The following is a 26,366-nucleotide window of genomic DNA, read 5'->3' as shown; positions in this document are numbered from 1 at the left end:
GCAGGCAGCGTCTTTAAATATACGGCACGACTGCTTCGCGGTGTGTGTGCACGTCCACGCTGCTGCCGGAAACGATGAGAACAGCAGGACCGTTAACGGTCACGAGTCCATCCAAAAGGGCACCGGTGCCGACAGCGGCTGCTCCTTCAACGACCATTTTGTGCTTATCGTATAAAAAGGCCATGCCCCGGGCGATTGTGTCCTCATGCAGCCGGAGGCGCTGATCAGCGTAGCGCTGGACCATGGAAAACGTATACTGGTTTTCGAGACCGATACCTCCGAGCAGGCTGTCGGCAAGTGTTGGTGCCTCCGGAACGATCGTTGGCTTGCCGATATTCAGGCTCTCATCCATAGCAGCTCCTTCCCGGAGGGACAGACCGATAAGCTCAAGATCAGGAATTTGTTCCTTCAGGGCAAGACCGAGGCCAGACAGCAGGCCGCCGCCGGAAAGGCCGGTGAGCACGTGCTTCACGGAGGGCAGATGCTCGAGGATCTCGAGTCCCATGGTTGCCTGTCCGGCGATGACCGAAGGATGGTCAAAGGGAGGGATAAGAGTCAGTCCCTCCTCTTCGACAAGGCGGGCGCTGGCTTCTCCGGCTTCGTCCTGGCCGCTTCCTTCTACATGCAGTTCAGCACCGCTTGCTTTGAGCGCCTCGACTTTATTTGCCGGTACGTTTTCTGAAACACACACGACAGAGCGGATGCCGAGCAGGGCTGCTGCTGTCGCTACGGCAAAACCGTGATTACCGGTGGAAAATGTGACGACGCCCTGGGCCCGCTGCTCCGGAGTCAGGGAACGAATCATGTTAGTTGCTCCCCGGAGCTTGAAGGAGCCGGTGACGTGCATTTGCTCGAGCTTTAAGTACACGGGATGGCCGGCAATATTTGTCAGTGGCTGGGAAAAAAGGAGCGGCGTTTCCGGAAGTACCGGACGTAAACGCTGTCTTGCTTCCCAGGCATCCTGAAGTGTTAACATAGAATCATCTCCTGCTGCAGCAAAATTAATAATTATACTTATTTAAACATAAGCGGAGAAGCGAAAACAATACGCTCTGGCGGACGTTTGCCAGATTGCGGATAGGGAACACCCAAATAGAAGCGTGCGTAGAAAGGATGAATGAGTGTGAGAGTTGGGTTTATTGGAACGGGAATTATGGGTTCAAACATGGTAAAAAATTTAATGGATGCCGGAGAAAAGGTTACGATTTATAACCGGACCAAGCAGAAGGCGCAGCACCTGCTCGATGCAGGAGCTGGATGGAGGGAAACCCCGAGAGAGCTGGTGTCCAAGGTGGATGTCGTATTCACCATGCTGTCGAACCCTGAAGCAGTAGAGGAGATCGCAAACAGCGTGGACGGCCTGTTTGCCGGCGAAACGAGCCGGAAAATCTGGGTGGATATGAGCACAGTCAATCCCGGCTTTACCCGGCAAATGGCCAAAACTGCAAAAATGAAGGAAATGCGCCTGGTGGACGCACCAGTGTCCGGGTCTAAAGGACCTGCTGAAAAGGGCGAGCTGGTATTTCTTGCCGGCGGCCGTGAGGAGGATGTAAAAACAGTACAGCCGCTTCTCGAAATTATGGGCAAAAATGTGCACTATATGGGAAGCAGCGGAAGCGGCTCTGCGATGAAAATGTCCGTCAACCTAACGCTGATGCATGCCATGACCAGTCTGTCGGAAGGGCTGCACGCAGCGGAAGGACTGGGACTTGATAAGGAGCAGGCGCTTGATGTACTGCTTCAGGTGCCGACGACGGCTCCTGCGGTGGCAGGAAAGCGGGACATGCTTCTGAGCGGCAGCTATGAAACCCAGTTTCCGCTGAAGCATGCCTACAAGGATTTACACCTGCTCGAGGAATCAGCCTACCAGGCGGGAATTTCCCTGCCGGTCACCGGCTCGGTCCGGGAAGCCTATGCGCTCGCGAAGCAGTACGGGATGGGTGATGAAGACTTTGCGGCAGTGTATAAGCTGCTGTCCAAAGGAAGCGAATGAAAAATACCCCGAGAGGCCGTTTTTTCAGGCCTCTCGGGGTATTTTACTATTTAGCGGGGGCGTTGTTCTTTTGTTCTTCGTTTGCCTGGCGGGTCATTTCCTTCTCTCTTTTCGGAGAGCTCAGGAAAAGGGAAAGAATCAAGGCTACAAAGGCAAGAGCAGTGCTTCCCATAAAGGCCCACTCAAATCCGACTACCTGCGCCAGCTGTGGCACGGCTTCTGCGGAGGTCGATGCATCAGGCTGATACTGCTGGGCACCTAAGGCGACAAATGTCACCAAAAGGGCCGTACCGATAGAAGCGGAAATCTGCTGCAGCGTATTTGCCATAGCTGAGCCGTGGGCGTACCATTTCATCGGCAGCTGGTTTAATGCTGATGTCATGACCGGCATCAGCGCGCAGGCGAGCCCGAACATACGGATTGCATATATAATGGTTAAATACGTAAACGACGTTTCAAGCGAAAGGTTCGTAAACATAAAGGTAGTGATGGTGACAATGGAAAGGCCGGTAATTGCGAGCCATTTTGCGCCAAAGGCATCAAACAGACGGCCTGTAATCGGCGACATAATCCCGATCACAATGGCTCCCGGCAAAAGCATTAAGCCGGATTCCAGCGGTGTAAAGCCTAACACGTTCTGCATGAACAGCGGCAGGAGCGTTTCTGCTCCTATTAATGAAACCAATACAGCCATAGTGATACCGATAGCGAGGCTGAATATCTTAAACTTAAACACCCGGAATTCGAGCATTGGCGACTTTAACGTGAACTGACGCCAGATGAACAATCCGATAATGAGGGCGCCGGCAATCACGGCAGTAAGAACGACCGGGCTGCCCCAGCCGCTTTCCGAAGCTGTTCCGAAGCCGTACAAAAAGGAGCCAAAGCCAAAGGAAGAAAGAATGATGGACAATACATCAATCTTCGGGCTGCCCAGTTCGGTTACGTTCTTCAAAAAGATAGCGCCGGTAATGATCGTCAGTGCGACGATTGGAAGCACCGTAATAAACAGGGCTCTCCATGGAAAATGCTCGAGTAGAAAACCCGATAGCGTCGGGCCGATAGCGGGACCAAACGAAATAACGATCCCGATCATGCCCATCGCTGTGCCGCGGCGTTCCACCGGAATAATGGCCAGAAGTACGGTCATTAACAGCGGCAGCATAATGCCGGAGCCGGAGGCCTGGATGACGCGTGCAAAAAGAAGCACGGGAAATGAGGGAGCAATGGCAGCGATAGCGGTACCAATACCGAATAAGCCTATAGCGGTCAAAAACAGCCCTCTGGTTGTAAAGCGTTCAATTAAAAATGCAGAGATTGGAATCATAATACCGTTTGTCATTAAGAAGGCTGTTGTCAGCCACTGAACGGTTCCCTGGGTAACCCCGAGGGCATCCTGAATGGAAGGCAGGGCGGTGGCAAGCAATGTTTCATTAATAATTCCCATAAAGGCACCAAGCAGCAGGGCAGTAATCATAGCTGCCTTCTGCCCGGTGGGAATGTCCCAAGATGAAGAACTCATAGTACGTGTTTCTCTCCTTTCCATGCGCTCCATTTTGCACTCAGCTTCTGCGTGTGCGTATGGAGATCCGCGTGGTGCTGCAGCTGATGCAGTAAAGCATCGATCAAAAATTCCCTTGGTATTTCTGCCTTGAACTCTTCGTAAATCATTTCCGTGGTCTGGAGCGTTTTTTCAGGCAGGTCGCCCTGCGTGTGCCGGGCTTTTACAAACAAAAGCAGTGCTTCGGCTTCGCAGCGGATGCTTTCCATACCCTGTATGGGCTCGTCTCCTCCAGCCCATCCTCTCGGAAGCTGGGGATGTAGATCGCTGTCATCCTTAACAATGGAATGAAGCCTCTCGACAATGAATGCAGATAACTGGTTCAACGGCAGGGCGGAAATATGCCAGGTCATAAGGGTTAAATAGGAATGCATGATTCCTTCGAGAATAACAGCCAGGTCACTGACGTAAGGGCGCACACGGGGGCCGAAGGCTTCCAGTAGCGATTGTTCATGCCATTCCTGAAAAAAGCGGCGCATACGGTTTAAGTAGTTGGAAATTTTGTTTTCCGTATGAGGAGGAAATTCTGTGAAAAGCATCTGAAACAGCGGGCGGTACTCCGTGAATTTCTCCAGCTCGATGCGTATTTTCCCCTCAAGCCGCTTGAGCTCCGGCTCATGCTGCGTTCCCTGATAGTTTTCGGCCTCGTGAAGCATGTTTTCATGCACTTTGCGGAGCAGCTCTAAAAGCATCGTTTCCTTGGAATCAAAATGCTTATAGAAGCCGCCTTTGGAGATACCGCAGGCCGCTGTGATGTGCTGGATGGAAGTGGAGTGAAACCCCTGCTTCACAAACAGCTGCAGAGCTGCTTCCAAAAGCTCATCCTTACGCTCTGTCATGCAGTTTTTGGCCTCCTTTTGACTATGTGGTTACTTTTGGTGAACGTTTAGTCACAAGGAGTATCGTAGCATTTGCCATGTAGAGAATCAAGTAATGAGCTTAGAGGTTTTGATAAAAAAACCTGCCGGCAGTCCGGCAGGTTTATGTGTCTAAATAATCGACGCCACGTTCTGTAAGCTCTTTTGTACCACGGCGCAGATGAAGATATACGATCAGCAGCGCAAGCCCCGCAGCAGTCAGAATCCCTCCGGCCCCCAGCAGGCCGATCCATTGCCAGGGGGCTGTGTCCCATAAGGGGAGAAAAGCCGGCTCGGGGCTGGCCCATTTTGACTGAAGGGAGAGGCCGGCACTTAGAAGCATCCAGGTGGGAACGAAAAAAAGCAGAAGGTACAGAACGTTGAGAAAGAAGGATACCACGCCTGTGTCGAACCGCACCCGTTTTTGCGGATTTTTTTCGTCGTATGTTCCGCCGGCTGCCCCGGCCCAGATGCCTGAAGCCGCGGCAACAGCCGTGAGGGAGAGCGTCAGCACAAGTCCGGCGAAAAATAGTACAATGTTCCACCCAAAGAGCAGAAAGGCGATCAGCTCAAGTGCTGCAATGGCCGCTCCTGTCATAATCCAGTGAGCCAGAAACTTCCCCAGGACAATCTGCCGGGGCTCTATAGGAAGCGCCCGCAGCATCCAGCGGGAGTCCCCCTCCCGTCCAAACGCAGCTGCGGCAAACTGCTGCAGGCCGAGCAGGATGGCCGGGCCGAGCATCACGTGTACACTGCTCCAGGCAGAGGAGGGATTTGCCCATGGGGAAGCAAGAGCTGAGCCGCTTCCAAAAAAATTAATGAACATTAAAATAAGAATAAGGGCGAACGTGAAGCAGGTGGTCCATTCCTTAGGGTTTCTCTGCACGGCCCGCCATTCTTTAAGGGCAATGGCATAGGGAACAGGACGGGCTGCCCCGGGCCGGGTCGATTTGATTTTGTTTCCCACGGGTTCGGTGGCCCGCTGCCAGGAGGAGAAATAGTGTTTCTCCACGAACCAGAGAGAAGCGAGGCTTATAATCGCCAAAGCCCCAAGGCAGGCAGCTGTATAAATGATACCGGCGCCTTCCCCCTGGAAGGAAGCGAAAAGAGCGGCTGCCACGGGCTGCGTGGGGAGCCAGCCTGGAGCTTCTTCAATAGTAAGGGAGGTGCTGTCGTTTTGCATAATGATATTTGGCATCTGCGCAGCCAGAATAAACAGGGCTGCAGATATGAAACTGATTATCGTAGTCAGCTGCTGGGCACGCTGGGCCGGCAGAATATAAACAAGAAACAGATTCAATAGAAATGCGAGGCCCGCTCCAAAAACAGACAGTCCCAAAAAAAGAAGAGCAGCGGCGGGAAAAAACAGAAGGTGAGCTCCGGAAACGGCGCCGATAATAATACTCAGACCGGTTAATAATAAAAAGGAAAGCAGGGGAAATCCGGCCCATCCGGTGAAAAACTGCATGGCAAACAGGTGCCTCGAACGGATGGGAAGTGTGAATAAAAACTCAATATCCTTTGAACCAAACAGTAATTGAAAGGTGCGCGGCATGGTCACAAAAGTGATAACAGCAAGGGTGCTCAGCAGCAGGTAAACGACGGCTGTACGTAAGCTTTCCGCAGAGAAAACATCCCCAGCGGAAGCTGCGCCGAGGCCAAAGGGAATTATCATAAATAGGGCCAGTGCTGTAAGAGTGATGTATAATATTTTGCGCCCGGAAGGGAGAGCCTCGTACTGATGGCGCATGGTTTTTTTCTGATAATACCAGAGCGTTTTTATCACGGAACCTCTCCTTCAGGATCTTCGGCTTCGTGCTGCTCTGTCATGCGGAGAAAGACATCCTCCAGAGAGCCTCCTGCGTGACTGGCGTGCTCCTGTTTAAGCTCCCCGGGGGTGCCCGTCTGCAGAAGCCTTCCCTGGTGAATGATTCCAACCCGGTCACAGAGCTGATCAGCAACGTCGAGCATATGAGTGGAAAAAAAGACGGCAGTTCCGTCTGCCGCTGTTTCGCGCAGAATGGCCCGAAGGTCGCGTGAGCTCTTCGGATCGAGCCCGACCGTAGGCTCGTCGAGAAAAATAACAGCCGGCTGGTGGATCAGGACTCCGGTTAAAGCTATTTTCTGCTTCATGCCATGTGAATATGTCTCCATTAACCTGCCGGCGCTTTCTGTTAAATCAAATCGGTGCAGCAGCATGTTTGCATGCTCTATCCATATGTTTTTATCGAGTTTAAACACAGAAGCAATAAACTGAAGAAATTCCCACCCTGTGAGCTTTGGATAAATATCTGGTTTATCGGGCAGATAGGCAATCTGCTGCTTTGCTTCAAGTGACTGGTTTTTAATCGATTTGCCGTGAATATAGCCATCCCCGCTGCTCGGTTCAAGCAGACCGGCGAGCATTCGCATCGTCGTTGTCTTCCCGGCCCCGTTTGGTCCGAGAAAGCCGAATATTTCGTGAGCATGGACCTCGAAATTCAGTGGGTGGACCGCAATGGAGTTCTTAAAGTGTTTTGTCAGCTGGTTGACTTCTACTGCGGGAGAATCATGCATGTCGGGCCCTCCTTTGTATGATATGCTGTGGGCAGATGAACAGACACATTCATCATAAATGATATAGAAAATAATGGAAATAATAAAAGCGCGCACCATGTAAGGAGGCAGAGGGCTGAAATGACCTATGAAGAACTGGCGGATAGACTGGATCGTACGCCTGACGGTGAAATGATTGGTTTTTTGATGGTGCCAAAGGCACACCGGAAGCAACAGAAAAAAGTGAACAGCTATTTAAAGGAACGCTATGCTGCATCTGATTCCGATTCCTTAAAGGACATTGTGGAGCATTTTTGTGAAGAAAACCTGGAAACCGGGGAAAGCCGGGAAATTGAGTTTTATCCAACGGAAAAATTAACATAGCCAAACGGGGGAGACGCATTGAAACCAAAAACAGTGATGAATCTGGCCACGCTTATTAACGGCATTGGCGTATTATTATTTATTTTAGCCAGTGTGCCGAACTGGATTCCCGCGATTTTATGTTTGTTTGGGTGCACGCTGCTCGTGTTTCGCAAGCAGGCGGCAGACTGGTGGAATAAAAACATTGCTAAAGAACCGGAGCAATGAAGGCAGCTGCGCTTGAGCGGCTGCCTTTTAGGTTCACGCTGTACGGGCGTAGGTCCATTTGCGCCACAGATATTCCATGGGCCCCTGGGAAAATTTTTTCAGATACCAGTGGCTGCCGGCGAGCTGAATAAAGTAAATGAGTAACGCTGCAGTAAAACCGCCTGTAACAGAAGCCTCTCCGAACAGCCCCAGACCGTAGCCATGGAACAGGAGAACAGCAATAACCGTCTGCAGCAGGTAGTTCGTTAAAGCAAGTCTCCCCATGGAGGCGAAAGGAAGCAGAAAGCGGCGCAGGCCTGGTTTTTTTGCAGCCAGCACAAAGGACGACACGTAAAACAGCATCATCACCGGTCCGGCCAAATAATTCAGGCCCTCTCCGAGTCCGGTGCTGAGGCCGCAGGGCAGGGTTATCCATTCCTGCTTAAATGCTGTGACCAGGGCATTCAGGATAATGCCAAGCCACAGGCTGTGCAGCCAGAGACGCTTCCATGACTTCAAACGAGCTTCAGCTTCTGTAAACATGCTCCGGCGTCCAAAATAGAAGCCAAGAAGAAATAACCCAAGAATGAAGGGGAGAGAAAACGGAAGCTGGAGCAGGACGAATATGACTTCATTACTCAGCCGGTAGGATAAAATATCGCCGTAGGAGCCGTTTGCCATGACAGAAATGCCGGAGGCAACGGACTGCCGGGCAGAAGACCCGGGATTCATTGAGGCAGTGCCCGCGGAGGCTGCAGTTAAGAGAAGCGACATAAAGAAGCACGAGGCAAGGATCAGCCCAAGAGCCCACGCTAAAACTGCTTTACTGCTTCTATGGGTGAACATAAGCAGAAAGAAGCCGGTCACTGCATATAAATGAAGAATATCGCCTGACCATAAAAAAACGAGATGAATCAAGCCGATAAACAGTAAAAAAAGAAGCCGGCGCTGAAAAATCCGGTCAGCGGGAAGGTTTTTTTCCACAAGCCGTTTGTAGAACATATAAAATCCAAGCCCGAATAAAAAAGAAAACAGGGGATAAAATTTTCCAATTACAAAAAAGTCCAACAGCGTATTAATCGTTTGACCGGCCGCTTTGGTCTCCGTCAGGCTGGTATTTACCATGTCTGCGTACTGGCTGAAGCCTAAAGCTTTAAAGGCAGCCATGTTTGCCAGTATAATGCCGAGCAGGGCAAAGCCTCTTAGCATGTCGATAGTATGTATACGTTCTTTTAGAGATACTGCCTGGGCCATCTGATGTCCTCCTTCGTAGAAACTGGATCCAGTATATCAAAACTACGTACAGAGGGAGAAAAGGTTGCGGTAATTCCTTAAAGAAAGATTACATGGGAAAAAATGAGGGTAGTAAAGAAGTATGGTAAATCTGTTATTTCTCTACAGCTCTGCATAACGTTAAAGAATAGAGAGCTCTTTATTGATAAGTAACTATCAGTCGGAAATAAATACAGAAAAGGAGCGATACATTGAGAACAATAGAAATTAATATACATGAAAATGAAATATACGGCACCGTTGATGAAACACATAAATTCATGTTCAGAAAAATGGGAGACCGGTCTAAAAAAACATTCCCTTTTGGTTTATTTAAAGGCCATGCAAAGGAAAATTCGAATGCCGCGTACCTTGAAATCTATCAGGAGGAACAGCGGGTGCTCTACTGGGAGCTTGAAGATTTTCAGGACAGGGACTCCCTTGTGTTTACCCGGGAAGGGCTGCTTGAAGAAGGGGAATGGAAGCCGGAGGAACTGACGCTTGAAGGCCTCCGTGTAGAATTCTACGAACCAAAATTATAGTACTTCGTACATAACAGGAAACAGCTGCTAAGACTAATACCTCTACGTCCTTGTTATGGTAATTCTAACATTTTACCACTATTTGGGAGGGGTTTCATGCTTGGTTTTTTGATTGGACTGCTGATTGGAGCTGTTTTTTCTTCCGTGATTTTCATCATAAAAACACGGTGGACCATGCGTGTGCAAAGTCGGCAGCAAGCTGTTTACCGGCTGCTCGCCAGGGAACGCAGAAATCGTTTTGATGTACGGAGTATGAGGTAGATACAGGAGAAGGGCCGGCGCTGAAAAAGTGTCCGGCTTTTTGTATGGGCTTTTGTCCAAAAAACGCAGCTTAAACTCAGATTATTGAAATTAAACGATTGAACAAAGCGCCAGGGTGGGAATGTAATAATAGAATATCATTTATTAAGGTGATATTTGTGGGCACAACGGCCGGCCTTCCCGGGGAGGTAGGCCTTTATTTTTCAATTAATACATAGATCTTTTTCCAGGATCTTTGAATATAACCGGTGTACACACTATGAGGAGGAGAGGACAATGGCGGAAAATCACTCAGGTGAAGATCTCCAGGAACAACAGAAGCAGTTGGGAAGCTACCTCGGAAAATTATTACGGGATCACTTTGGGAAGGGGCCTGAATCGGTCTACGTCAGCATTGATCCTCATTGCATCGTAATGCACATCCGCAAGTTTCTGTCCCCGATGGAGCAGGTGATCATGGGGCAGAGAAACCAGGAAGCTGTGGAAGAGCTTCGGGAGACCATGATGGAGCAGATCCTTCCGGAAGTAAAGCATTATCTTTCAAGGATTGCAGATATAGAGGGCTGGGAGTTTTACTTTGACTGGAATATCGAAAACCGCTCGGGCATGATTACTGCCTTAAATTCACAGGAATTGAAAACCAAAAATGAAAAGAAACGTCCGGAATATATCGAAAACATTAAAAGAAAAGTGAACGATGTCAGTGCCAAAACAGAAAAAATTCCTGACGATATTGCGATGTATCAAATTAACGAGCGGACATTGATTGCGGCTCGGACAGGTATCTTAATTCTGATTGAAAAAGAATTAATCAGCCTGGGCCATGGAGCAAACCTGAAAACCGCGAAGCGCCATCTGGAAAAGCAATTGTTAAACGAGATACGCTTTGATAAGCTGTTTGGAGCGAAGGTACATGATATTTTCGTGGACTGGGATTTTTATAATGATACAAGCGTTGTGGTATTTGTTACGGACCCTGTATCAGCGGCAGAATAGCTTTATAAATTATGTAAAAGCCAGACCGGCATCCGGCCTGGCTTTTTTGTATACCCGCCGGGTCAGCGGACGACGGTTTCACTTTGGGCTCCCTGGGCTAGACGTTTAACAGTGCCGAGCATCAGCAGGCCGCTGCCCTCTGCGCTCAATGGATAGCCGAGAGGAACAGTGCGGCGGAGCAGCTGGGCATACATCTCCGGTTCGGAAATGCGCCGGCCAAAGCCTTCTTCTGCCCAGTTGATTACAAGGGCAAGAGCGCCGGAAACGTGAGGAGCTGCCATGGAAGTGCCGCTCAGCCTGGTGTAGGAGCTCCCCACATACGTAGATAAAATCGAAGCCCCTGGCGCTGTGAGATCAATTTCGTCGTTGGTATTTGTAAACGGGGTCAACTCACTGGAAAAGTTCACCGCCCCGACCTGAATAACTTCATTATAAGCACCCGGATAGGCAAACTCTTCAGTATCGACGTTCCCGTCTCCTTCATTTCCAGCGGCACAGACAACAGCAATATCGGCCGCAACGGCTTCTTTAATGGCCTCGTGCAGCTCAGGGACGTCCTTGGGACCGCCGAGGGACATGCTGATTACACGTACCCGTTCTCCGTTAGTGCCCCGCCAGGAAACCGCGTAGCGGACAGCCTCGATAATTCCCTGCATGCTCCCGCTTCCTGATCCGTTCAGTGCTTTTAAAATCAGCAGCCCGGCTTTAGGGGCAACGCCGACAATACCAAGGCCATTCTTGGCCGCGGCGATAGTGCCGGCCACGTGAGTGCCATGTCCGTTATTGTCTTCAAAATTTGCTGGGTCCCCCAGGTAATCCCTGGTAAAGTTGAGCCCGCCGATAATTTGATGCTGCAGATCAGGGTGATCCGTCTGGCAGCCGGTATCAATGACCGCGACAACATTGCCTGCGCCCTGAGATGTTTCTTCCCACTGCTGCGGTGCTTCGATCATTTCTACACCAGCCGGTACGTAAGATGTGACAGAAGCATCGCTTTCTTTTCGGAACGGAACTAAAGATACATAACTCATAATAATGCCTCCTCATCAGGATATAATAGCGTTTCCTGTGATGAAAAGGCATGATCAAAGGAGAAAGTAAACCAGTAAAAAATCAGGACCGGGTCTTCCCGGTCCTGAAGGATATTATATTGTTACTCTGCCTGAGCCTGATCGATGCATTCCTTAGCCGGCTCTGCTGCAGCAGGAACTTCGACGTCTTTACCGTTTTTATACTTTTGAAGTACAGAAATCAGCTGACCACGGTTAAAGCCGGAGTCATTTTTGTTTGGATTGCCGTTTGGCACCAGTTCATGCACTTCATCGATAATACATTCTTTTGTAACATTCTCAACGGGAGCTTCCGGTTCTTCAACGGCCGGTTCTCCGACTTCAAGGCTGATCCGTCCCTCTGTTTCATAATCGACGGCGCCCTCCGTGTCCATTAAGAATTCAGCATAGGTGATCATACTGTTGGTCACAAGACCGGCATCAGGCTGAACAATTTCCCCTTCAAAATTATAGCCGTCCCCGCCGTCCGCGAGGAAGTTTGGCAGTGCGACCGAGTAGGTTTCCGTGCTTTCGATCGGCTCTCCGTCAATAGTGAGCTCTGCTCCGTTAAATGCGCCGTCTTCGGTCGTATAAATGGTATAGTTCAGTCCGGACGTCTGCAGGTCCACCTGCTCGCTGCGATTATAGGACTGCTCGATGACATTTTCGAGAGCTTCCCCTGTCATATTCATTTCAACGATATTATTTCCAAATGGTTCAATGGAATAAATATCTCTGGCAGTAATCTCGCCAGGGTCGATGCCAGCCCGCAGACCGCCGTTGTTATAAACGGCCACGTCTGTATCCGTAGTGTAGCGCATGGAATCAGTCCAGAAGTTACCAAGCGGAGCGTCTTCCTCATAGCGGTTGTCTCTGGACAGGCCGGTATTTGTTTCCCCGATGACTTCCCCCAGCAGTTCATCGGCTTCTGCGATATAATCATCCGCCTTCGCCTGAACGTCTTCATTCATCGCTTCTATGCTATCGATATCGTGCAGCTGCCCTTCAGTATTTGTTACTTCTCCGGTTTCATCATCGAGGGTAAAGGTCATTTCTCCGATGAAGTCGAGGCTTGAGCCTGCCTGGGCAATAGGTGTGCCGTTCACGACGGCTGGCTCTTCAAGGACAGTATGTGTATGGCCGCCAATAATGGCGTCAAAAAAGTCCACGTCCTCTGCGAGCTGCTCGTCCTCACTGTAGCCTATGTGAGTGAGGGCAAGAAAAAGGTCTGCATCTTCTCCGAGACCTTCGTATGTCTCTGCCACCCCTGCATAGTCATTGTCAAAGCTGAGGCCCCCGATGCCGTCAGGTGCTGTGGCAGGTGGTGCCTGGGTCAGTCCAAGAAGAGCGATATCGATGCCGTCAACGTTAATTTCATCATAGGCGGCGGGTTCTTCAATAGGAATCGAGCTGTCTTCAATGGATGTATTGGCACTGATCCAGGTGAAGTCACTGTCTGCTTCATTCTGGGCGAAGACTTCCTGGCCGTAATCAAATTCATGGTTGCCGATCGTCATCGTTTCAAGTCCGACATCGTTCATTAAGTCGACCATAGGAGCGCCGTCCTGCAGATCAACTACCGGGTCACCGCTGAAAATATCTCCGGGGCTTACAAACACGACATGATCTGATTCTGCTTTTTTCTCATCAATGTAGCCCGCAAGCTTTCCCATATCCTCAATGGATGAATGGATGTCATTAGCATGGATGACTGTGACTTCCGTTTCGCCCTCTGCTGCTCCGGCACTGACTGCGGGCAGTACGAAAGCAGCGGCAGAAGCGCCCGCGGCAATCCCCCATCGTAAATATAAATTGCTCATGTAATCCCCCCTGATATGTATAAAAGATCTAAATAAAATGTAAGAAAATTTTGATCTTTTGCCAATAAGCAGGAATTACTGCTTGCAAGCAGAGAAAAAAAGAATGAGCATATACCTAGAGAGAAACAGGCTTGTACTCCAGCATTTTAAAAAATTTATGCCTGAGTTCTCTGTTTTTTTACATCCAAAGTCGTGATTCGTTTAGATTATCAAGCCGGCTTTTCTGCCGGCCCGCCACGTTTAGCCATGAAGAAATACGTTGCAAGGGCTAACGCGCTCATCAAAAAGATAGTCAGCCCCATGGGAATGGCCGTATCTTCGCCGGCAATACCAACCATAGGGGCGGTAACAGCACCGAGCACAAACGGAAGAAGACCTAAGAGTGCTGAAGCGCTGCCGGCAATATGGCTCTGGGTTTCCATCGCAAGAGAAAACGACGAGGTGGCGACAAAGCCGATAGAGGTAACAAAAAACAGAATAGGCAGTACAATGCCCCAGAGCGGTCCTTCAAAAATAACGACCACAAGCAGAGCGAGTCCGGCGACAAAAGCCATCACAAGTCCGGATTCAAGAAATATTTTTTCAGGAATGACGGAAGCAAAGCGGCCAACCATAAACGTGCCAAGCAGAAGACCGAGTCCGTTTAACCCAAACAGAATACTGAACACCTGTGGGGATACACCGTATATATTTTGATAAATAAACGGAGTGCCGGCCACATAGGCAAAAATACCGCCGATCATAAAGCCCTGGGATAGAGCGTACCCCGAGAACTGCCGGTCTTTAAGAAGAGATAGAAAATTACTGAAGGTAGTGCTGAGATTGCTCGACACCCGTTCTTCCACAGGAAGCGTCTCGCCTAAACGGAACACTGTGACCAGCAGCAGAATAGTACCTAGTACAGACAGTGTCAAAAAGATTCCGGGCCAGCTGGTGAAAAGGAGCACTCCGCTCCCTATGGAAGGGGCGAGCAGCGGCACAAGGTTATTGACGAGCATCAGCAGGGCAAACAGCTTTGTGAGTTCAGCCCCGTTGCTGACGTCCCGGACAATTGCCCGGGAAATAACGAGTCCGGCTGACGCAGCAAAGCCCTGTATAAAACGACCGGCGATCAGGATGAAAATATTCGGCGCAAAAATACAGGCGGCTGACGCAGCAATATAAACGATTAGAGCGATAATCAGCGGCCGGCGCCGGCCGTACACGTCACTGAGAGCTCCGGCAACGAGCTGGCCAACCCCGAGCCCGAGCAGACAGGCTGTCAAGCTCAGCTGTACGGTAGAGGCACTGGTTTCGTAGGAGTCGGTAATATCAGGCAGGGCGGGGAGGTACATATCAATAGTCAAAGGAATAAGTGCTGCAAGTGCTCCAAGCAGGATAACAAAACGGGCCCGCTTGAATCCGGTTAATTGGTTCATATGTAGACCGCCTTTCTAAGCGAAGGTATGATTGAAGGAAAAGCTTAAACCTGCTTCAGCTTAACTAAAAAAAGAAGAGATGGAAAGTTTTTTGCCCATACTCGTAAAATAGACCGTGTTTACAAATATTATTTTTTTGGAAATAAGGTGTAGGACCCCGCTTCTCCGCTATAATAAAGATAGATAATAAGGAGGAAGGCTCGATGAAAGCAAAATTAAAACACTATGCTCTACGGCTGACAATTACGGTAAGTGCCGCGTTTCTGATTCTGATGCTTTCCCGCTTTTACCTGCACCTCAACCCTGAGGATGTGAAAGGATGGATGGAAAGCATCGGATTTTTAGGACCGATTGTTCTGCTGCTGTTATTTGCGATCCGGCCGTATCTGCTGATTCCATTGCCCGTGGTCGCCATAGCTGCCGGTTTTTTGTTTGGGCACTGGCTGGGCGCCCTCCTTATTTTTCTTGGAGCCGTTCTTGGCGCTTCTGTTTCTTTTTTTACGAAAAGACGCAAGGCAGGAGATTTAAATTTAGATAAGAAAAATATGGAGGAACTGGATAAAATCAAGGAAGAGCTTGAGGAGCACGGCTTCAAATTTTTATTAATGCTCCGGCTTATTCCGGTGCTTCATTATGATTTATTAACGTCCCTCAGCGCCCGGATGGACGTAGGCTGGAAGCAGTACCTGGGGGCAACTCTGCTCGGCACCATACCAAGAGCCATTCTGCTTGGCTTTTTTGGCTCGAGTATTCTTTCGTTCGAGCCAGTGAAAATGATTATTCTGGGGGCGGTAGCGCTGATGATAGCTGTGCTCGGCTACGTACTTAAACGAAAAATTGAGGACGAATTTGATACCGAAGAGCTAATAGAAGAAACAAAACAGATGCAGCCACCGGTATAAATACACCCGGTTCGCAGAAAAAAGGAGAGCAAAGCATGGATTTGAAGCTTGCAGGAAAAACAGTGCTTGTATTGGCGTCAAGCCGGGGGCTTGGAAAAGCATCGGCCGCCGCATTTGCCAAGGAAGGTGCTGACATCGTGATTACGGGCCGCTCGGAGGAGAGCCTTAGAGAGGCGGAAAAAGAGCTTTTGTCTTTGAGCGGCCGCGGCCGGGTGAGCTATTATGTGTGCGATATTACGAAAGAAGCGGAGGTAAAGGCGCTCGTTGAATATACCGTAGAAGCGTTCGGTCCGGTCGATGTGCTCGTTAATAACGCCGGTGGTCCTCCTGCCGGCACGTTTGATGATTTCGATGACGGGGACTGGCAGAAGGCGTTTGACTTAAACCTGATGAGCTTTGTGCGTGCCATACGTGCAGTACTGCCTTCAATGAAGCAGAGCGGGGGCGGCCGGATTGTTAATATTACGTCTTCTTCGATGAAGCAGACGCTGGATAATTTGATTTTATCGAATACATTCCGGGCCGGCTTGATGGGCCTTGCCAAAGGTCTGTCCCAGGAGCTTGCTCCGCACGGTATTCTCATTAATTCCATTGGGCCCGGAAAAATAGCGACAGACCGGGTAACAGAGCTCGATGGAAGAAAGGCTGAACAAATAAATAAGAGCGCTGAAGAGGTGCGCAGTGAATCAGAAGCAGCGATCCCGCTTGGACGCTATGGGCAGCCGGAGGAGTTTGCGGCTCAGGTCGTTTTTTACGGCTCCTTTGCCAACACCTATGTGACTGGCCAGACACTGCTCGTGGATGGCGGCCTGATAAAGGCTCTGTAAAGCGAAAAAGTTTATCCTCTTCGCTGCCGGATAATGTTTAGGCCATTTTTCATCAGAAGAAGCCCTAAAGAGAAAACAGCCGGAAAACCGGGCGCAGCTTTCCGGCCTTTGCTCAGCCGGGCGAGCTGGTGGTTGTACCATGCAAGCTCCATAACCCCCAGATTGTCAATAAGCGGAAGACCGGTTTTGGCAGGTTCAGTCCGGGGAACCGGGGCCTTTGAAAGAAGCCTGGCCGGGTAGTCCGGGTATACAGCCATTGGTCTTGCCAGACCAATGAAATCGGCTGCCCCTGACTGGAGCGCGCTGTCCATCGCCGGGCGGGTCCGGAAGCCTCCGGTTAAAATCACCGGTACTTCTGTAGTCTGCTTCAGGCTTTCAGCATATTCCAGGAAATAAGCTTCACGCTGAAGCGTAGAAGCAGAAGCATTTTTTCCGAATAATTCCGGGCGTTCGTAAGTGCCCCCGGAAATTTCAATCATATCGGCTCCAAGGCGTTCGAGCTCTTTAATTACATATTGGGATTCTTCCTCGGAGAAGCCGGCTTTCATAAAATCTGCGCTGTTAATTTTTACTCCAACAGGAAATTCCGGCCCTGCGGCTTCGCGGACAGCGTAAAAAATTTCACGTAAAAAGCGGAAGCGGTTTTTAATCGAACCACCCCATTCATCGGTGCGCTGATTATGACGGGGGGAGAGAAACTGGCTGATTAAATAGCCGTGGGCGGCGTGAATCTGGACACCGGTAAAGCCGGCGCGCCTGGCCAGGGATGCGGTATGGGCAAACTGCCGGATGATTTTTTCTATTTCTGGATGGGTTAGCGCCCGGGCGTTGGGAAAGAAGCGCTGAAGCCCTGATTCAAAAGGTACAGTAGAGGGGGCGACGGTTTCACGGGAGACGCCTTTTGGCACCTGCTTGCCCGGATGATTGATCTGCATCCATAAATGGGTGTCATTATGTGTGCCGGCACGGGCCCAGGCTTGGAACAGGCTAAGCTGCTTTTCGCTTTCAAGCACGACATTGCCCGGCTCCCCAAGCGCCTGCTGGTTGATCATCACGTTCCCGGTAATGAGTAACCCCGCGCCTCCTTTGGCCCAGGTATGGTACAGCCGGAAGATGTCAGCGTCCGGCAGATGAGCCCTTGTGGCGAGTCCTTCGCTCATGGCTGATTTAACGAAGCGGTTTTTAAATGTCACATTTTTATTATGTAATGTAAACGGGGAAGCGGTAGTGATGTCTGTCAACGTGATCCTCTCCTTACTCTCCGGATGGATGAAGAAAAAAATGAAGCGGAGCGCGTAACAGAAGCGCTCCGCTTGTTTTATTACTGGCCGTGGGAAATAACAATTTTGCCGAAGAAGTTTTGGCTTTTCAGGTGGCGGTAAGCCTCCTGGGCCTGTTCAAATGGATAGACCGTGTCGATCACCGGTGTCAGCTGGTGGGCAGCGATGGCGCGGTTCATGGATTCGAACATATCCCGGCTGCCGACACCAATCGTTCTTGTGGAAGCTTTTCCGAAGAGATCGTAGTAATCGATTTTGTCCCCGGTTCTTGTGAGCACGCCGATTAAAGCTACCTCCTCGCCGGGGGCGACTGCTTGAATCGATTGATGAAACGAAGCAGGACCGACCACTTCAACGACTCGGTTTACGCCGCCGTTAGAAAGCTCTTCCGCCCGTTTTCCCCACTCCGGTGTATCATTGTAGTTGATGATGTCGTTAGATCCGAGCTCCTGCAGCTTGTCCTCTTTCCAGCTGCTCGAAGTAGTGGAGATAACGCGAAGGCCGAGAATTTTCGCGAGCTGCACGGCGAAAACGGAAACGCCCCCTGTGCCAAGCGTCAGCACCGTGTCTCCCGGGCCGGCCGGAGAAGGACCGTGCAGAGCGTTCCAGGCAGTCACCGCCGCGCATGGAAGCGTTGCTCCCTGCTCGTACGTAAGATGGTCAGGCAGACGGACAAGCTCCTCCGGATTGATTACTTTATAATCCGTCAGCCACCCGTCGCTGTGCGTGCCATACGGCTGCATATAGGAAGGACGCTTGCCGCCGAACCATTCCCGGGTGAAGTTGCCGGCAACCCGGTCTCCGACACGGAAGCGGCGTACATCTTCGCCTGCTTCAACAATTTCCCCGGCGCCGTCTGAAAGCTGCACGAGGTTTTCCCGCAGCTCTCCCGGATAACCGCCTTCGATCATAGCGAGGTCCCGGTAGTTTAAGGAAGTGGCTTTCACGCGGACAAGCACCTCTCCCCGCTGCACCTGCGGCATGGATTCTTCGGTCATTTCTAAATTCTCTAAGCTTCTCGGTTCACGAAGCCGAAAAGCCCGATTTTGTACTGGTGCCATTGTATAGCCTCCTTGAATGTCTGGACTCCTTACTGTTCATTCCCTGGGGAGCGATTTTTTAAAATAGACGGGCGGGATTTTAAGCAAAAAGTTATACTGAAAGCATGACCGGATATTTTTCTGTGAAAAACAGGAATGTTATTGCGCTCAATAAAGAAGAAGTCAGATCCTGCTAAAAAGGAGGTCCGTCGTGCGGAAAAACACAGAGATGACCGAGGTGGAAAATGTGATTGTGCACAAAGCAGCAGAATTCCAGGGATATACCATTTTATTTTCGATCCACGGCCAGCGCTTTCAATTTTTAATAGCAGACGGGAAGCCATTATTTCCGTTAAATGTTCTTCATACATTTGCTGAAAAAGATGTATGCAGCCAGTGCGGGAAAAAGGTGCTGCAGGTGCCGGTGGGCCAGCAGATATGCAGAGCCCTTCAGCACAGGAAAAAAGAACTGCTCGCCTATATGGAGGAGCATTTCCTGTGGGGGCCGGCAGGACATATTTAATTACAGCAGGAGGATTGGTATGTACAAACTAATAGCCATAGACATGGATGGAACGATGCTGAATGACCAGCATGCCCTGACGCCGGAGGTGATTCACGCGGTCCGGGAGGCAAAAGCAGCCGGCATCAAAATCGTATTGTGCACCGGTCGGCCGCTCCCAGGGGTCCAGCGTTATGTTGATCAGCTGTCCCTTCGGGAGGAGGGGGACTATATTGCTGTATTTAACGGTGCGCTGGTTCAGGAGACATTCACCAGCCGGGTGATCAGCCAGCTCGATATGCTGTACGAGGACGTGAGGGAGCTTGAGTATCTGAGCCGGGAGCTGCCCATAGCGATGCAGTACTTTAGTGAAAAGCATATTTATACTCCGCAAAGAGATATTGATAAATATACGGTACTCGACGCTTACCTGAATAATATCCCTTTGCGTGTGCGTACGCTTGAGGAGGTCGGGCCGTCTGTGGCACTTCCGAAGGTGATGTTTGTCGGCGATAAAGAAGATATTGACCGGACAGAGCTTTTACTGCCGGAGAAAATTAAAGCCAGAAATGAAATCATGCGCAGCACGTCGCATTTTTTGGAATTTCTTCATCCAGAAGCAAGTAAGGGCAACGCAGTGATGGATCTGGCGGCGCGGCTTGGCATCGCCCGGGAGGAAGTGATGTGCATTGGGGATAACGGCAACGATTTATCTATGATAGAGGCAGCAGGGTGCGGGGTGGCGATGGGAAATGCCATTCCGGAAATCAAGGCAGCAGCTGATATTATTACATCCACAAACAATGAAAACGGAGTGGCAGAGGCAATCAATAACGTACTGCTGCAATCCCGTTAAGCAAAAAGCCTTTATTCCGGACGGAATAAAGGCTTTACTTTTATTTCCCGGGAAATCCGGGTTATTCGAATGGATAGCGGAAATTCCACTGCCGCCGGGATTCGTCCATCAGTGCCATCACATCAGAAGAGTATTGCAAAAGAGAGGCATAGTCCCGGCTGGAAACGCACCTTTCCATTTCCCGGATTTCATAATGCAGAGCCTTTGACGTCTCGCCCTCGGCAACGCGCTCGTTTTCTCCGTTAGTGTATTCGATGAGTGCTTCATCGGCGCGGGGGAAGTTGTCGACCGTAATTGATCCTTTATCGCCGGCAATAATCCCTTTTTTAGGAAGCTTGGAGCTGAAGGAAAGCTGGACTGTCGCCATCTGGCCACGGCTGTTTTTTAAAACGATGCCCGACTGGTCGTCGACACCGCTTTCGGCCATTTCTCCAATGGTTGTTACATCCTGCGGCTGCTCCTGAAGGAAAAAACGGGCAAACGATAGGGCATAGACGCCAATATCAAGCATCGCGCCCCCGGCAAGGTCCGGGTTAAAGAAGCGGTTGGTGGTGTCATACTCTTTAATAGTGCCAAACGTGACGTTAATAGAGCGCACGCTGCCGATTACCCCGTCTGCGATCTTTTGCTGCAGCTCACGGTGAAGCGGATGGTAATACAGCGTCATCGCTTCAAGCAGCACCAGTTCCCGGTCTGAAGCAAGCGCCGCCAGTTCATCGAGCTGCTGCTTGTTAACGGTAATGGCCTTTTCACAGAACACATGCTTCCCGCTTTCGAGACACTGCCTGGCAATGTCATAGTGATTCGTATGGGGAGTCGCGATATAGATGATATCAAGTGCTTCGTCTTCGAGGAATTTGTCCAGCGAGTCAAACGGATGCCCGGCGTTAAAATCACCTGCAAAGCTTTCGGCTTTATCCATCGCGCGGGAGCAGACGGAATGAATTCCGCCGTGCTCATCATTTAATGCTTCAGCAAATTTTCCGGCGATATCGCCGGTCCCAATAATTCCCCAGTTAAAGCTCATATGCGTCACACCTTTTCATTTAATAGTTTCCCCGGCTATTATAACGCAAGCCGGTAGATTATAAGGGAGTAATTTCCAATTTGAACAGGACGGAAGAATGTTATTTTGCCTGCTTCCGTTTGATTTTATGATACGTATCCTCCTGGCATATGACGAAAAGCTGCGCATCCTCCGGAATACGTTCGTCGAGCTTATGATTGATGTTTAAATCATCGTGGTCTGATACGAGAGTGGCTCCTTCTTCAAGCAGATCCATATAAGCTTCGCGGTACGTCCCCCAGGAGGGGCGTTTGGGTATTTCATACAAATCCTCCCCGTGCCTCTTCGACAAAAGCTGAGACACAATCCTTGAGGTGCCGCGGCTGAAGGCGGAACGGACGGCAAGCTGTGAAATCATTTCTGAGCTGACGATAAATTCATCCACCTCCACATGGGTAAAGTTGTGAATATTATTTCGTTCTTTGACCTCTACGATGGTGTAAATGTCTTTAAAGTGTCGCTGGATGCTGGTGGCAATTAATAATGATTTTCCGTCGATGTAAGAAGGGTCATGGATATATTCACCGTTGATGGTAATTTCATTAGGGAAAATAAATACCGCCCGGGCTTCACTGATATTTGCCTGCTCCAGTACCTCTTTGTCGACCGGGTTGCCGCGAACGTAAAACAGGCGGTCGTGGTGGTAGGGGGTTTCTTCATACTGGTCAATAAGCACAATCTCAATATTTTTTTCTGTATTTAAAATTTCCTGAATCGCAATTTTCGCATGCTTGCTCCAGTCCGCAATTACAATATGGTCTTTTCCGTTATACTCCAATTTCCCCCGCTCCTTTCGGCGGTTATACACATATATAAAATCAATAATTTTACTGATCACAATCGAAATCAGGCCGATGCCGACTAAATAAAGAAAAATGCCGTACAGTTTCCCGGGTACGGTATCCGGCACGTAATCGCCGAAGCCGACAGTAGTTACAGAAGTCATCACCCACCAGAAGCCGTTGAAGGGGCTGCCGAATTCCTCAGGCTCTATGTAGTAAATGGCAAAGGAGCTCCCTCCGATCACCAGGGCAGTAATCATAAAAATAACGGCTGTATTCACATTAACCAGACGTTCAAACAGCTTATTAAAAAACATCCCGCGCCCCCTTCCTGCTAAAGTACTATTACCCATCTTAAAGCGTTAAAAATCCAAAATTTCAAGGTAAAAATTTTAGTAAAAACTTTATTTATGTCTGGTTTTCCACTATACTGATGAAAAGAGTGAAGGAGGCTGTGCCATGGATGCAGTGGTAATGAAGGAGTTTGAACAACAGTTTTCCCGAGAGGCGGAACGACTGTTTTTCGCCCCCGGCCGTATTAACGTCATTGGTGAACATACAGATTATAACGGTGGATTTGTTTTTCCGTGCGCGATTACAAACGGGACCTATGCAGCAGCGGGAGGGCGAAGCGACCGGCAGCTTCGATTTGTGAGCGGTAATTTTTTAAACGAAGGAATGATAACGCTGTCACTGGATGATCTGTCGTTCCGGCAGGAGCATGATTGGGCGAACTATCCGAAGGGGGTATTTGCTATTCTGGCAGCAGAAGGCTATCAATGCGAAACCGGCTATGATATTTATTTTTCCGGCAATATCCCAAACGGGGCCGGCTTATCCTCATCAGCTTCGATTGAACTGGCCACAGCTGTGCTGCTAAACGAATGGGAAGAGTGGGGGCTTTCCATCAAAACCCTTGTCCAGTATGCCCAGCGGGTGGAAAACGAATACATTGGCGTTCAGACCGGTATCATGGACCAGTTTGCGATTGGATTTGGCAAAGACGGACACGCCATGCTGCTTGACTGTGGAACGCTTGAATATGAATACGCTCCGCTGCCGACAGAAAAATATACCATATTGATTATGAACACAAACAAATCCCGGGAGCTCGCCGGCTCAGCATATAATGAGCGCCGGGCCGAATGTGAAGAAGCTTTGGCAGAAATGCAGCAGCACCGGGACATTAGGAGCCTTTGTGAGCTATCGGTGGAGGAATGGAACGATCTCAGCGGGGAGATTAATAATGAAACGGTCCGAAAAAGAGCCCGGCACGTGATTTACGAGCACGACCGGACAAAGCAGGCAGCGGCAATGCTCGAAGCGGAAAATTATGAAGCGTTTGGCCGACTGCTTAATGAGTCACACCGGTCGTTAAAGGAAAATTATGAAGTGACCGGCCTTGAGCTCGACACGCTGGCCGAAACCGCCCAAAAGCAGCCCGGCGTGATTGGCGCCCGAATGACTGGAGCGGGCTTTGGCGGCTGCGCGATTGCTTTTGTGGAGCATGAACAGGCGGAGGAGGCAGAGAAGAGTGTCGCAGCAGTTTATGAAAAAGCGACAGGCTTCAAACCTTCATTCTACAAAGCTACCGCCGGTGGGGGAGCCCGGGAGCTGGCACGGGCAGGGCAAAAGTAAGGGAAAGGAGAGGTGCTATGGCCATGCAGGTGGATGCAGTCATCATGTCGCTCGTCGACTGGGCAGAAAAAAATAAATTAATTCATGCAGAAGACAAGGTGTATGCACGTAATCAGCTGCTGCGGGAGCTCCATCTCGAAGCGATGGACGAAAATGCAGCTGTTGAACAAAAGCCGTTCGAGGAGATGCTTGGGCAGCTCACCGCCTATATGGTGGAAACAGGGATCGTGGAGGATCTGCTCGACAAGCGGGAACAGGCTAAGGCAGACCTTATGAATATTTTCCTTCCCAGGCCTTCTGACATCCAGCGGACCTTTGAGGGAAAGTACCGCCGGGACCCGGTTGAAGCAACCGATTATTTTTATTGGCTGAGCCGGTTTTCCAACTATATTCAGATGGACCGGGTGGCCAAAAACGTTCATTTCCCATACGCATCTTCCTATGGAACGATCGATATTACAATTAATTTATCCAAGCCGGAAAAAGATCCGCGTGATATTGAAGCGCAAAAGCAGAAGAGTACCACGGTGTCGTACCCGAAATGCGTCCTGTGTAAAGAAAATGAAGGCTATCCAGGGCGTATCGGCCATCCGGCCCGGTCGAATCACCGGTTAATCCGGACAGAGCTTGAAGGGGAAACCTGGTATCTGCAGTACTCTCCGTATATATATTACCCGGAGCATTCCATTCTTCTCAGCGAATACCACCGGGATATGAAAATCAACCGGGAAACCTTTATCCGGCTGCTTGGATTTGTAGAACAGTTTCCGCATTATTTCATGGGCTCAAATGCCGATCTTCCGGTGGTGGGCGGGTCCATTTTGTCCCATGATCACTACCAGGGGGGAAGGTATACCTTTGCCCTGGAAAAGGCAGAGCCGGAAACCGTTTTTGACGTGCCGGATTATCCGGGTTTAACTGTGGAAATTGTTCACTGGCCGATGAGCGTTCTGAGGATTCGCTCAGAGGAGCAGACAAGCGTTATTGAGGCTGCAGAATCGGTCCGGAAAACGTGGCAGAATTATACCGATACAAAGCTTGAGATCGAAGCTTACTCCGGCAGAGAACTGCACAATACGGTAACACCGATTGCACGGAAAAACGGGAGGAGCTGGGAAATGGATATAGTGCTGCGCAACAACCGGAAGACAGAGGAGCACCCGTATGGCCTGTTTCATCCCCACGAGGAAGTGCATCATATCAAAAAAGAAAACATTGGGCTGATTGAAGTCATGGGACTGGCGGTTCTTCCGGCAAGGCTGCTCGGTGAACTCGATCAGATCACTGAATTTGCCGCCGGGCTTGAAGAGACGGTCCCTGCCCAGCACGAGGAGTGGGCTGAAGAGCTGCGCAGTAAGCTTCAGGGAAAGCCGAAGGCTGAAGCGCGGCAGGAAGTCGAACAGGCTGTGGGCAAAAAATTTATGGAGGTTTTGCATCATGCGGGTGTGTTCAAGCAGGACGCCGCCGGACACCGCGGATTCCGCCAGTTTTTGGACTCGTTGCCCCTCGGGCTCAAAGAAAAATAAAAGGAAGCTGATGATATGGCAACGATAAAGGACATCGCAAAAGAAGCCGGCGTGTCAATAGCGACCGTCTCCCGGGTACTGAACTATGACGACACGCTGTCGGTAGCGGAAAGCACAAAGCAGCGCATTTTTCAGACCGCCGAAGCGCTGAACTATACAAAGCATGCAAAACGCAAGCAGGCTGTGCAGGCGATTACCATCGTTTACTGGTATACCGAACAGGAAGAGCTCGAGGACCTGTATTATCTGTCGATCCGCCTGGGTATTGAAAAGCGCTGCGACGAGCTGGGCATCCGGGTCCGGCGCCTGCTGCTCGAGGAGTTTCTCGAGCAGGAGAATGCCGAAAGCCAGCCGGTCATTGCTGTAGGCAAATTCAGCCCGGCACAGGCGGAGCGTCTGCAGCATGTGAGCACGCAGCTCGTCTTTGTGGATTCCAGTCCGGATGGAGAGACCTTTGACTCTGTTATTGCCGACTTTCAGCGTGTGACGGAAAAAGTCCTTTCGTATCTCTGGGAGCTTGGCCATACACGTATCGGCTATCTTGGCGGGAGGGAGTCCTACCTGTCAGAAACAACGACGATTGCGGATGCGCGGGAAGAGACCTTCCGCCGGCTGATGGCTGAAAAAAACGATGACGCTTCCCCGTGGATGCGAACGGGCCGGTTTACTGTCCAGGACGGCTACGAATTAACAAAGAATGAATTGGCCGCTGAGGCCGAAGAAACGAGACCGACAGCGTTGTTTGTGGCAAATGACACGATGGCCGTTGGATGTCTGCGTGCGCTTCATGAAGCGCAGATCAAAGTGCCGGACGATATGAGTGTAGCGAGTGTCAATGACGTCAGTGTGGCGAAATTTGTTTATCCGCCGCTTACATCGGTGAAGGTTTACACAGAGGTGATGGGGGAAACGGCAGTGGATCTTCTGCTTGAGCGGCTTGATGGTCGGAGAACGGTTCCCAAAACGGTGCTTGTGGCGACGGAACTGAAGAAAAGAGAAAGCTGCAGCAGGGCTTAAATTTTTTATGCAGAAAACATATTTCTATTGCCTCAAAAGGGGTATAAAATATAAGT

Annotated in this window: 26 protein-coding genes; 13 read left to right on the top strand and 13 right to left on the bottom strand. The window is 50.1% G+C overall.

All coding sequences use genetic code 11. The features are described 5' to 3' along the window. Window positions 1-13: 13 nt before the first annotated feature. On the bottom strand, window positions 14-976 hold the full coding sequence (gene eutB / locus Q0757_RS09305; protein WP_298786591.1) for a hydroxyectoine utilization dehydratase EutB: 963 nt from the start codon (window positions 974-976) through the stop codon (window positions 14-16). Between the two features lie 141 nt (window positions 977-1,117). Between eutB and Q0757_RS09300 the strand changes: the two genes are divergently transcribed. Continuing rightward, window positions 1,118-1,993, top strand: coding sequence for an NAD(P)-dependent oxidoreductase (locus tag Q0757_RS09300; protein ID WP_298786589.1), 876 nt, complete (start codon window positions 1,118-1,120; stop codon window positions 1,991-1,993). Window positions 1,994-2,039: 46 nt separating this feature from the next. Here the strand turns inward: Q0757_RS09300 and Q0757_RS09295 are convergent, their stop codons facing one another. The 4 genes from Q0757_RS09295 to Q0757_RS09280 all read right to left on the bottom strand — a co-directional run bounded on the left by Q0757_RS09295 (window position 2,040) and on the right by Q0757_RS09280 (window position 6,967). Continuing rightward, window positions 2,040-3,515 (bottom strand): MDR family MFS transporter, encoded by a 1,476-nt coding sequence (locus tag Q0757_RS09295; RefSeq protein ID WP_298786587.1) that lies wholly within the window; start codon window positions 3,513-3,515, stop codon window positions 2,040-2,042. Continuing rightward, window positions 3,512-4,393: a TetR/AcrR family transcriptional regulator gene (locus tag Q0757_RS09290; protein WP_298786585.1), complete on the bottom strand. Its 882-nt coding sequence runs from the start codon at window positions 4,391-4,393 to the stop codon at window positions 3,512-3,514. Before Q0757_RS09290 ends, Q0757_RS09295 begins: the two co-directional genes overlap by 4 nt. A gap of 142 nt (window positions 4,394-4,535) precedes the next feature. Beyond that, complete coding sequence (locus Q0757_RS09285; protein ID WP_298786583.1) at window positions 4,536-6,197, bottom strand: putative ABC transporter permease subunit; 1,662 nt, start codon at window positions 6,195-6,197, stop codon at window positions 4,536-4,538. After that, window positions 6,194-6,967: an ABC transporter ATP-binding protein gene (locus Q0757_RS09280; protein WP_298786581.1), complete on the bottom strand. Its 774-nt coding sequence runs from the start codon at window positions 6,965-6,967 to the stop codon at window positions 6,194-6,196. The genes Q0757_RS09285 and Q0757_RS09280 overlap by 4 nt, the downstream gene beginning before the upstream one ends. A gap of 120 nt (window positions 6,968-7,087) precedes the next feature. Between Q0757_RS09280 and Q0757_RS09275 the strand changes: the two genes are divergently transcribed. Continuing rightward, a complete protein-coding gene (locus Q0757_RS09275; protein WP_298786579.1) occupies window positions 7,088-7,330 on the top strand; it encodes a hypothetical protein in 243 nt (80 codons plus the stop codon). Window positions 7,331-7,348: 18 nt separating this feature from the next. Further along, window positions 7,349-7,537, top strand: coding sequence for a hypothetical protein (locus tag Q0757_RS09270; RefSeq protein WP_298786577.1), 189 nt, complete (start codon window positions 7,349-7,351; stop codon window positions 7,535-7,537). Between the two features lie 33 nt (window positions 7,538-7,570). Here Q0757_RS09270 and Q0757_RS09265 read toward each other — a convergent pair whose 3' ends face one another. Continuing rightward, the gene (locus tag Q0757_RS09265; protein WP_298786576.1) at window positions 7,571-8,770 is read right to left on the bottom strand and encodes a DUF418 domain-containing protein; all 1,200 of its coding nucleotides are present in this window, start codon (window positions 8,768-8,770) and stop codon (window positions 7,571-7,573) included. 230 nt (window positions 8,771-9,000) lie between these two features. Between Q0757_RS09265 and Q0757_RS09260 the strand changes: the two genes are divergently transcribed. The 3 genes from Q0757_RS09260 (at window position 9,001) to Q0757_RS09250 (ending at window position 10,587) form a co-directional block, all read left to right on the top strand. Continuing rightward, window positions 9,001-9,330, top strand: a complete 330-nt coding sequence (locus tag Q0757_RS09260) for a hypothetical protein (RefSeq protein ID WP_298786575.1) — start codon at window positions 9,001-9,003, stop codon at window positions 9,328-9,330. Between the two features lie 96 nt (window positions 9,331-9,426). Continuing rightward, a complete protein-coding gene (locus Q0757_RS09255) occupies window positions 9,427-9,591 on the top strand; it encodes a hypothetical protein (protein ID WP_298786574.1) in 165 nt (54 codons plus the stop codon). Window positions 9,592-9,867: 276 nt separating this feature from the next. Continuing rightward, window positions 9,868-10,587 (top strand): Na-translocating system protein MpsC family protein, encoded by a 720-nt coding sequence (locus Q0757_RS09250; RefSeq protein ID WP_298786572.1) that lies wholly within the window; start codon window positions 9,868-9,870, stop codon window positions 10,585-10,587. Window positions 10,588-10,649: 62 nt separating this feature from the next. Here Q0757_RS09250 and Q0757_RS09245 read toward each other — a convergent pair whose 3' ends face one another. The 3 genes from Q0757_RS09245 to Q0757_RS09235 all read right to left on the bottom strand — a co-directional run bounded on the left by Q0757_RS09245 (window position 10,650) and on the right by Q0757_RS09235 (window position 14,874). Continuing rightward, window positions 10,650-11,618 carry a S8 family peptidase gene (locus Q0757_RS09245; RefSeq protein ID WP_298786570.1) on the bottom strand — a complete coding sequence of 323 codons (969 nt, stop codon included), beginning with the start codon at window positions 11,616-11,618 and terminating at the stop codon, window positions 10,650-10,652. A gap of 122 nt (window positions 11,619-11,740) precedes the next feature. Next, window positions 11,741-13,456, bottom strand: a complete 1,716-nt coding sequence (locus Q0757_RS09240; RefSeq protein WP_298786568.1) for a bifunctional UDP-sugar hydrolase/5'-nucleotidase — start codon at window positions 13,454-13,456, stop codon at window positions 11,741-11,743. Between the two features lie 209 nt (window positions 13,457-13,665). After that, window positions 13,666-14,874, bottom strand: coding sequence for a multidrug effflux MFS transporter (locus tag Q0757_RS09235; RefSeq protein ID WP_298786566.1), 1,209 nt, complete (start codon window positions 14,872-14,874; stop codon window positions 13,666-13,668). A 203-nt stretch (window positions 14,875-15,077) separates the two neighbouring features. On the opposite strand from Q0757_RS09235, the gene Q0757_RS09230 reads away from it, so the two are divergent. Further along, window positions 15,078-15,776, top strand: coding sequence for a TVP38/TMEM64 family protein (locus Q0757_RS09230; protein WP_298786564.1), 699 nt, complete (start codon window positions 15,078-15,080; stop codon window positions 15,774-15,776). A 35-nt stretch (window positions 15,777-15,811) separates the two neighbouring features. Further along, window positions 15,812-16,603 carry an SDR family oxidoreductase gene (locus tag Q0757_RS09225; protein ID WP_298786562.1) on the top strand — a complete coding sequence of 264 codons (792 nt, stop codon included), beginning with the start codon at window positions 15,812-15,814 and terminating at the stop codon, window positions 16,601-16,603. A gap of 11 nt (window positions 16,604-16,614) precedes the next feature. Here the strand turns inward: Q0757_RS09225 and Q0757_RS09220 are convergent, their stop codons facing one another. Together Q0757_RS09220 and Q0757_RS09215 are read right to left on the bottom strand one after the other, a co-directional pair. After that, the gene (locus Q0757_RS09220; RefSeq protein WP_298786560.1) at window positions 16,615-17,844 is read right to left on the bottom strand and encodes an NADH:flavin oxidoreductase/NADH oxidase family protein; all 1,230 of its coding nucleotides are present in this window, start codon (window positions 17,842-17,844) and stop codon (window positions 16,615-16,617) included. An 80-nt stretch (window positions 17,845-17,924) separates the two neighbouring features. Then, window positions 17,925-18,944 (bottom strand): NAD(P)-dependent alcohol dehydrogenase, encoded by a 1,020-nt coding sequence (locus Q0757_RS09215; RefSeq protein ID WP_298786558.1) that lies wholly within the window; start codon window positions 18,942-18,944, stop codon window positions 17,925-17,927. Window positions 18,945-19,134: 190 nt separating this feature from the next. On the opposite strand from Q0757_RS09215, the gene Q0757_RS09210 reads away from it, so the two are divergent. Both Q0757_RS09210 and yidA read left to right on the top strand, forming a co-directional pair. Continuing rightward, window positions 19,135-19,446, top strand: a complete 312-nt coding sequence (locus tag Q0757_RS09210) for a hypothetical protein (protein WP_298786556.1) — start codon at window positions 19,135-19,137, stop codon at window positions 19,444-19,446. Window positions 19,447-19,465: 19 nt separating this feature from the next. Then, a complete protein-coding gene (gene yidA / locus Q0757_RS09205; RefSeq protein WP_298786554.1) occupies window positions 19,466-20,281 on the top strand; it encodes a sugar-phosphatase in 816 nt (271 codons plus the stop codon). A 61-nt stretch (window positions 20,282-20,342) separates the two neighbouring features. On the opposite strand, the gene Q0757_RS09200 is transcribed toward yidA, so the two are convergent. Together Q0757_RS09200 and Q0757_RS09195 are read right to left on the bottom strand one after the other, a co-directional pair. Next, complete coding sequence (locus tag Q0757_RS09200) at window positions 20,343-21,308, bottom strand: Gfo/Idh/MocA family protein (RefSeq protein WP_298786552.1); 966 nt, start codon at window positions 21,306-21,308, stop codon at window positions 20,343-20,345. A 100-nt stretch (window positions 21,309-21,408) separates the two neighbouring features. Then, window positions 21,409-22,446 carry a potassium channel family protein gene (locus Q0757_RS09195; protein ID WP_298786550.1) on the bottom strand — a complete coding sequence of 346 codons (1,038 nt, stop codon included), beginning with the start codon at window positions 22,444-22,446 and terminating at the stop codon, window positions 21,409-21,411. 142 nt (window positions 22,447-22,588) lie between these two features. Between Q0757_RS09195 and Q0757_RS09190 the strand changes: the two genes are divergently transcribed. The 3 genes from Q0757_RS09190 to Q0757_RS09180 are packed head-to-tail and all read left to right on the top strand — an operon-like array spanning window position 22,589 to window position 26,310. After that, window positions 22,589-23,767: a galactokinase gene (locus Q0757_RS09190; protein WP_298786548.1), complete on the top strand. Its 1,179-nt coding sequence runs from the start codon at window positions 22,589-22,591 to the stop codon at window positions 23,765-23,767. Between the two features lie 17 nt (window positions 23,768-23,784). Next, on the top strand, window positions 23,785-25,293 hold the full coding sequence (locus tag Q0757_RS09185; protein WP_366139530.1) for a UDP-glucose--hexose-1-phosphate uridylyltransferase: 1,509 nt from the start codon (window positions 23,785-23,787) through the stop codon (window positions 25,291-25,293). Between the two features lie 15 nt (window positions 25,294-25,308). Further along, window positions 25,309-26,310 (top strand): LacI family DNA-binding transcriptional regulator, encoded by a 1,002-nt coding sequence (locus Q0757_RS09180; RefSeq protein WP_298786546.1) that lies wholly within the window; start codon window positions 25,309-25,311, stop codon window positions 26,308-26,310. Window positions 26,311-26,366: the final 56 nt, after the last annotated feature.

The organism is uncultured Marinococcus sp. (genome assembly GCF_947493875.1).
GTDB lineage: Bacteria > Bacillota > Bacilli > Bacillales > Marinococcaceae > Marinococcus.
Note: the sequence above shows the minus strand (reverse complement) of the source record. Positions and strands in the feature narration are given on the sequence as shown.

Bases quoted from the DNA above. Each gene is read 5' to 3' on its own strand.
- Q0757_RS09300 (WP_298786589.1), top strand. From the start codon at position 1,118: ATGAGTGTGAGAGTTGGGTTTATTGGAACGGGAATTATGGGTTCAAAC.
- Q0757_RS09230 (WP_298786564.1), top strand. From the start codon at position 15,078: ATGAAAGCAAAATTAAAACACTATGCTCTACGGCTGACAATTACGGTA.
- Q0757_RS09185 (WP_366139530.1), top strand. From the start codon at position 23,785: ATGGCCATGCAGGTGGATGCAGTCATCATGTCGCTCGTCGACTGGGCA.
- eutB (WP_298786591.1), bottom strand. From the start codon at position 976: ATGTTAACACTTCAGGATGCCTGGGAAGCAAGACAGCGTTTACGTCCG.
- yidA (WP_298786554.1), top strand. From the start codon at position 19,466: ATGTACAAACTAATAGCCATAGACATGGATGGAACGATGCTGAATGAC.
- Q0757_RS09180 (WP_298786546.1), top strand. From the start codon at position 25,309: ATGGCAACGATAAAGGACATCGCAAAAGAAGCCGGCGTGTCAATAGCG.
- Q0757_RS09245 (WP_298786570.1), bottom strand. From the start codon at position 11,618: ATGAGTTATGTATCTTTAGTTCCGTTCCGAAAAGAAAGCGATGCTTCT.
- Q0757_RS09215 (WP_298786558.1), bottom strand. From the start codon at position 18,944: ATGGCACCAGTACAAAATCGGGCTTTTCGGCTTCGTGAACCGAGAAGC.
- Q0757_RS09295 (WP_298786587.1), bottom strand. From the start codon at position 3,515: ATGAGTTCTTCATCTTGGGACATTCCCACCGGGCAGAAGGCAGCTATG.
- Q0757_RS09195 (WP_298786550.1), bottom strand. From the start codon at position 22,446: ATGTTTTTTAATAAGCTGTTTGAACGTCTGGTTAATGTGAATACAGCC.
- Q0757_RS09255 (WP_298786574.1), top strand. From the start codon at position 9,427: ATGCTTGGTTTTTTGATTGGACTGCTGATTGGAGCTGTTTTTTCTTCC.
- Q0757_RS09275 (WP_298786579.1), top strand. From the start codon at position 7,088: ATGACCTATGAAGAACTGGCGGATAGACTGGATCGTACGCCTGACGGT.
- Q0757_RS09250 (WP_298786572.1), top strand. From the start codon at position 9,868: ATGGCGGAAAATCACTCAGGTGAAGATCTCCAGGAACAACAGAAGCAG.
- Q0757_RS09225 (WP_298786562.1), top strand. From the start codon at position 15,812: ATGGATTTGAAGCTTGCAGGAAAAACAGTGCTTGTATTGGCGTCAAGC.
- Q0757_RS09200 (WP_298786552.1), bottom strand. From the start codon at position 21,308: ATGAGCTTTAACTGGGGAATTATTGGGACCGGCGATATCGCCGGAAAA.
- Q0757_RS09240 (WP_298786568.1), bottom strand. From the start codon at position 13,456: ATGAGCAATTTATATTTACGATGGGGGATTGCCGCGGGCGCTTCTGCC.
- Q0757_RS09265 (WP_298786576.1), bottom strand. From the start codon at position 8,770: ATGGCCCAGGCAGTATCTCTAAAAGAACGTATACATACTATCGACATG.
- Q0757_RS09190 (WP_298786548.1), top strand. From the start codon at position 22,589: ATGGATGCAGTGGTAATGAAGGAGTTTGAACAACAGTTTTCCCGAGAG.
- Q0757_RS09290 (WP_298786585.1), bottom strand. From the start codon at position 4,393: ATGACAGAGCGTAAGGATGAGCTTTTGGAAGCAGCTCTGCAGCTGTTT.
- Q0757_RS09280 (WP_298786581.1), bottom strand. From the start codon at position 6,967: ATGCATGATTCTCCCGCAGTAGAAGTCAACCAGCTGACAAAACACTTT.
- Q0757_RS09235 (WP_298786566.1), bottom strand. From the start codon at position 14,874: ATGAACCAATTAACCGGATTCAAGCGGGCCCGTTTTGTTATCCTGCTT.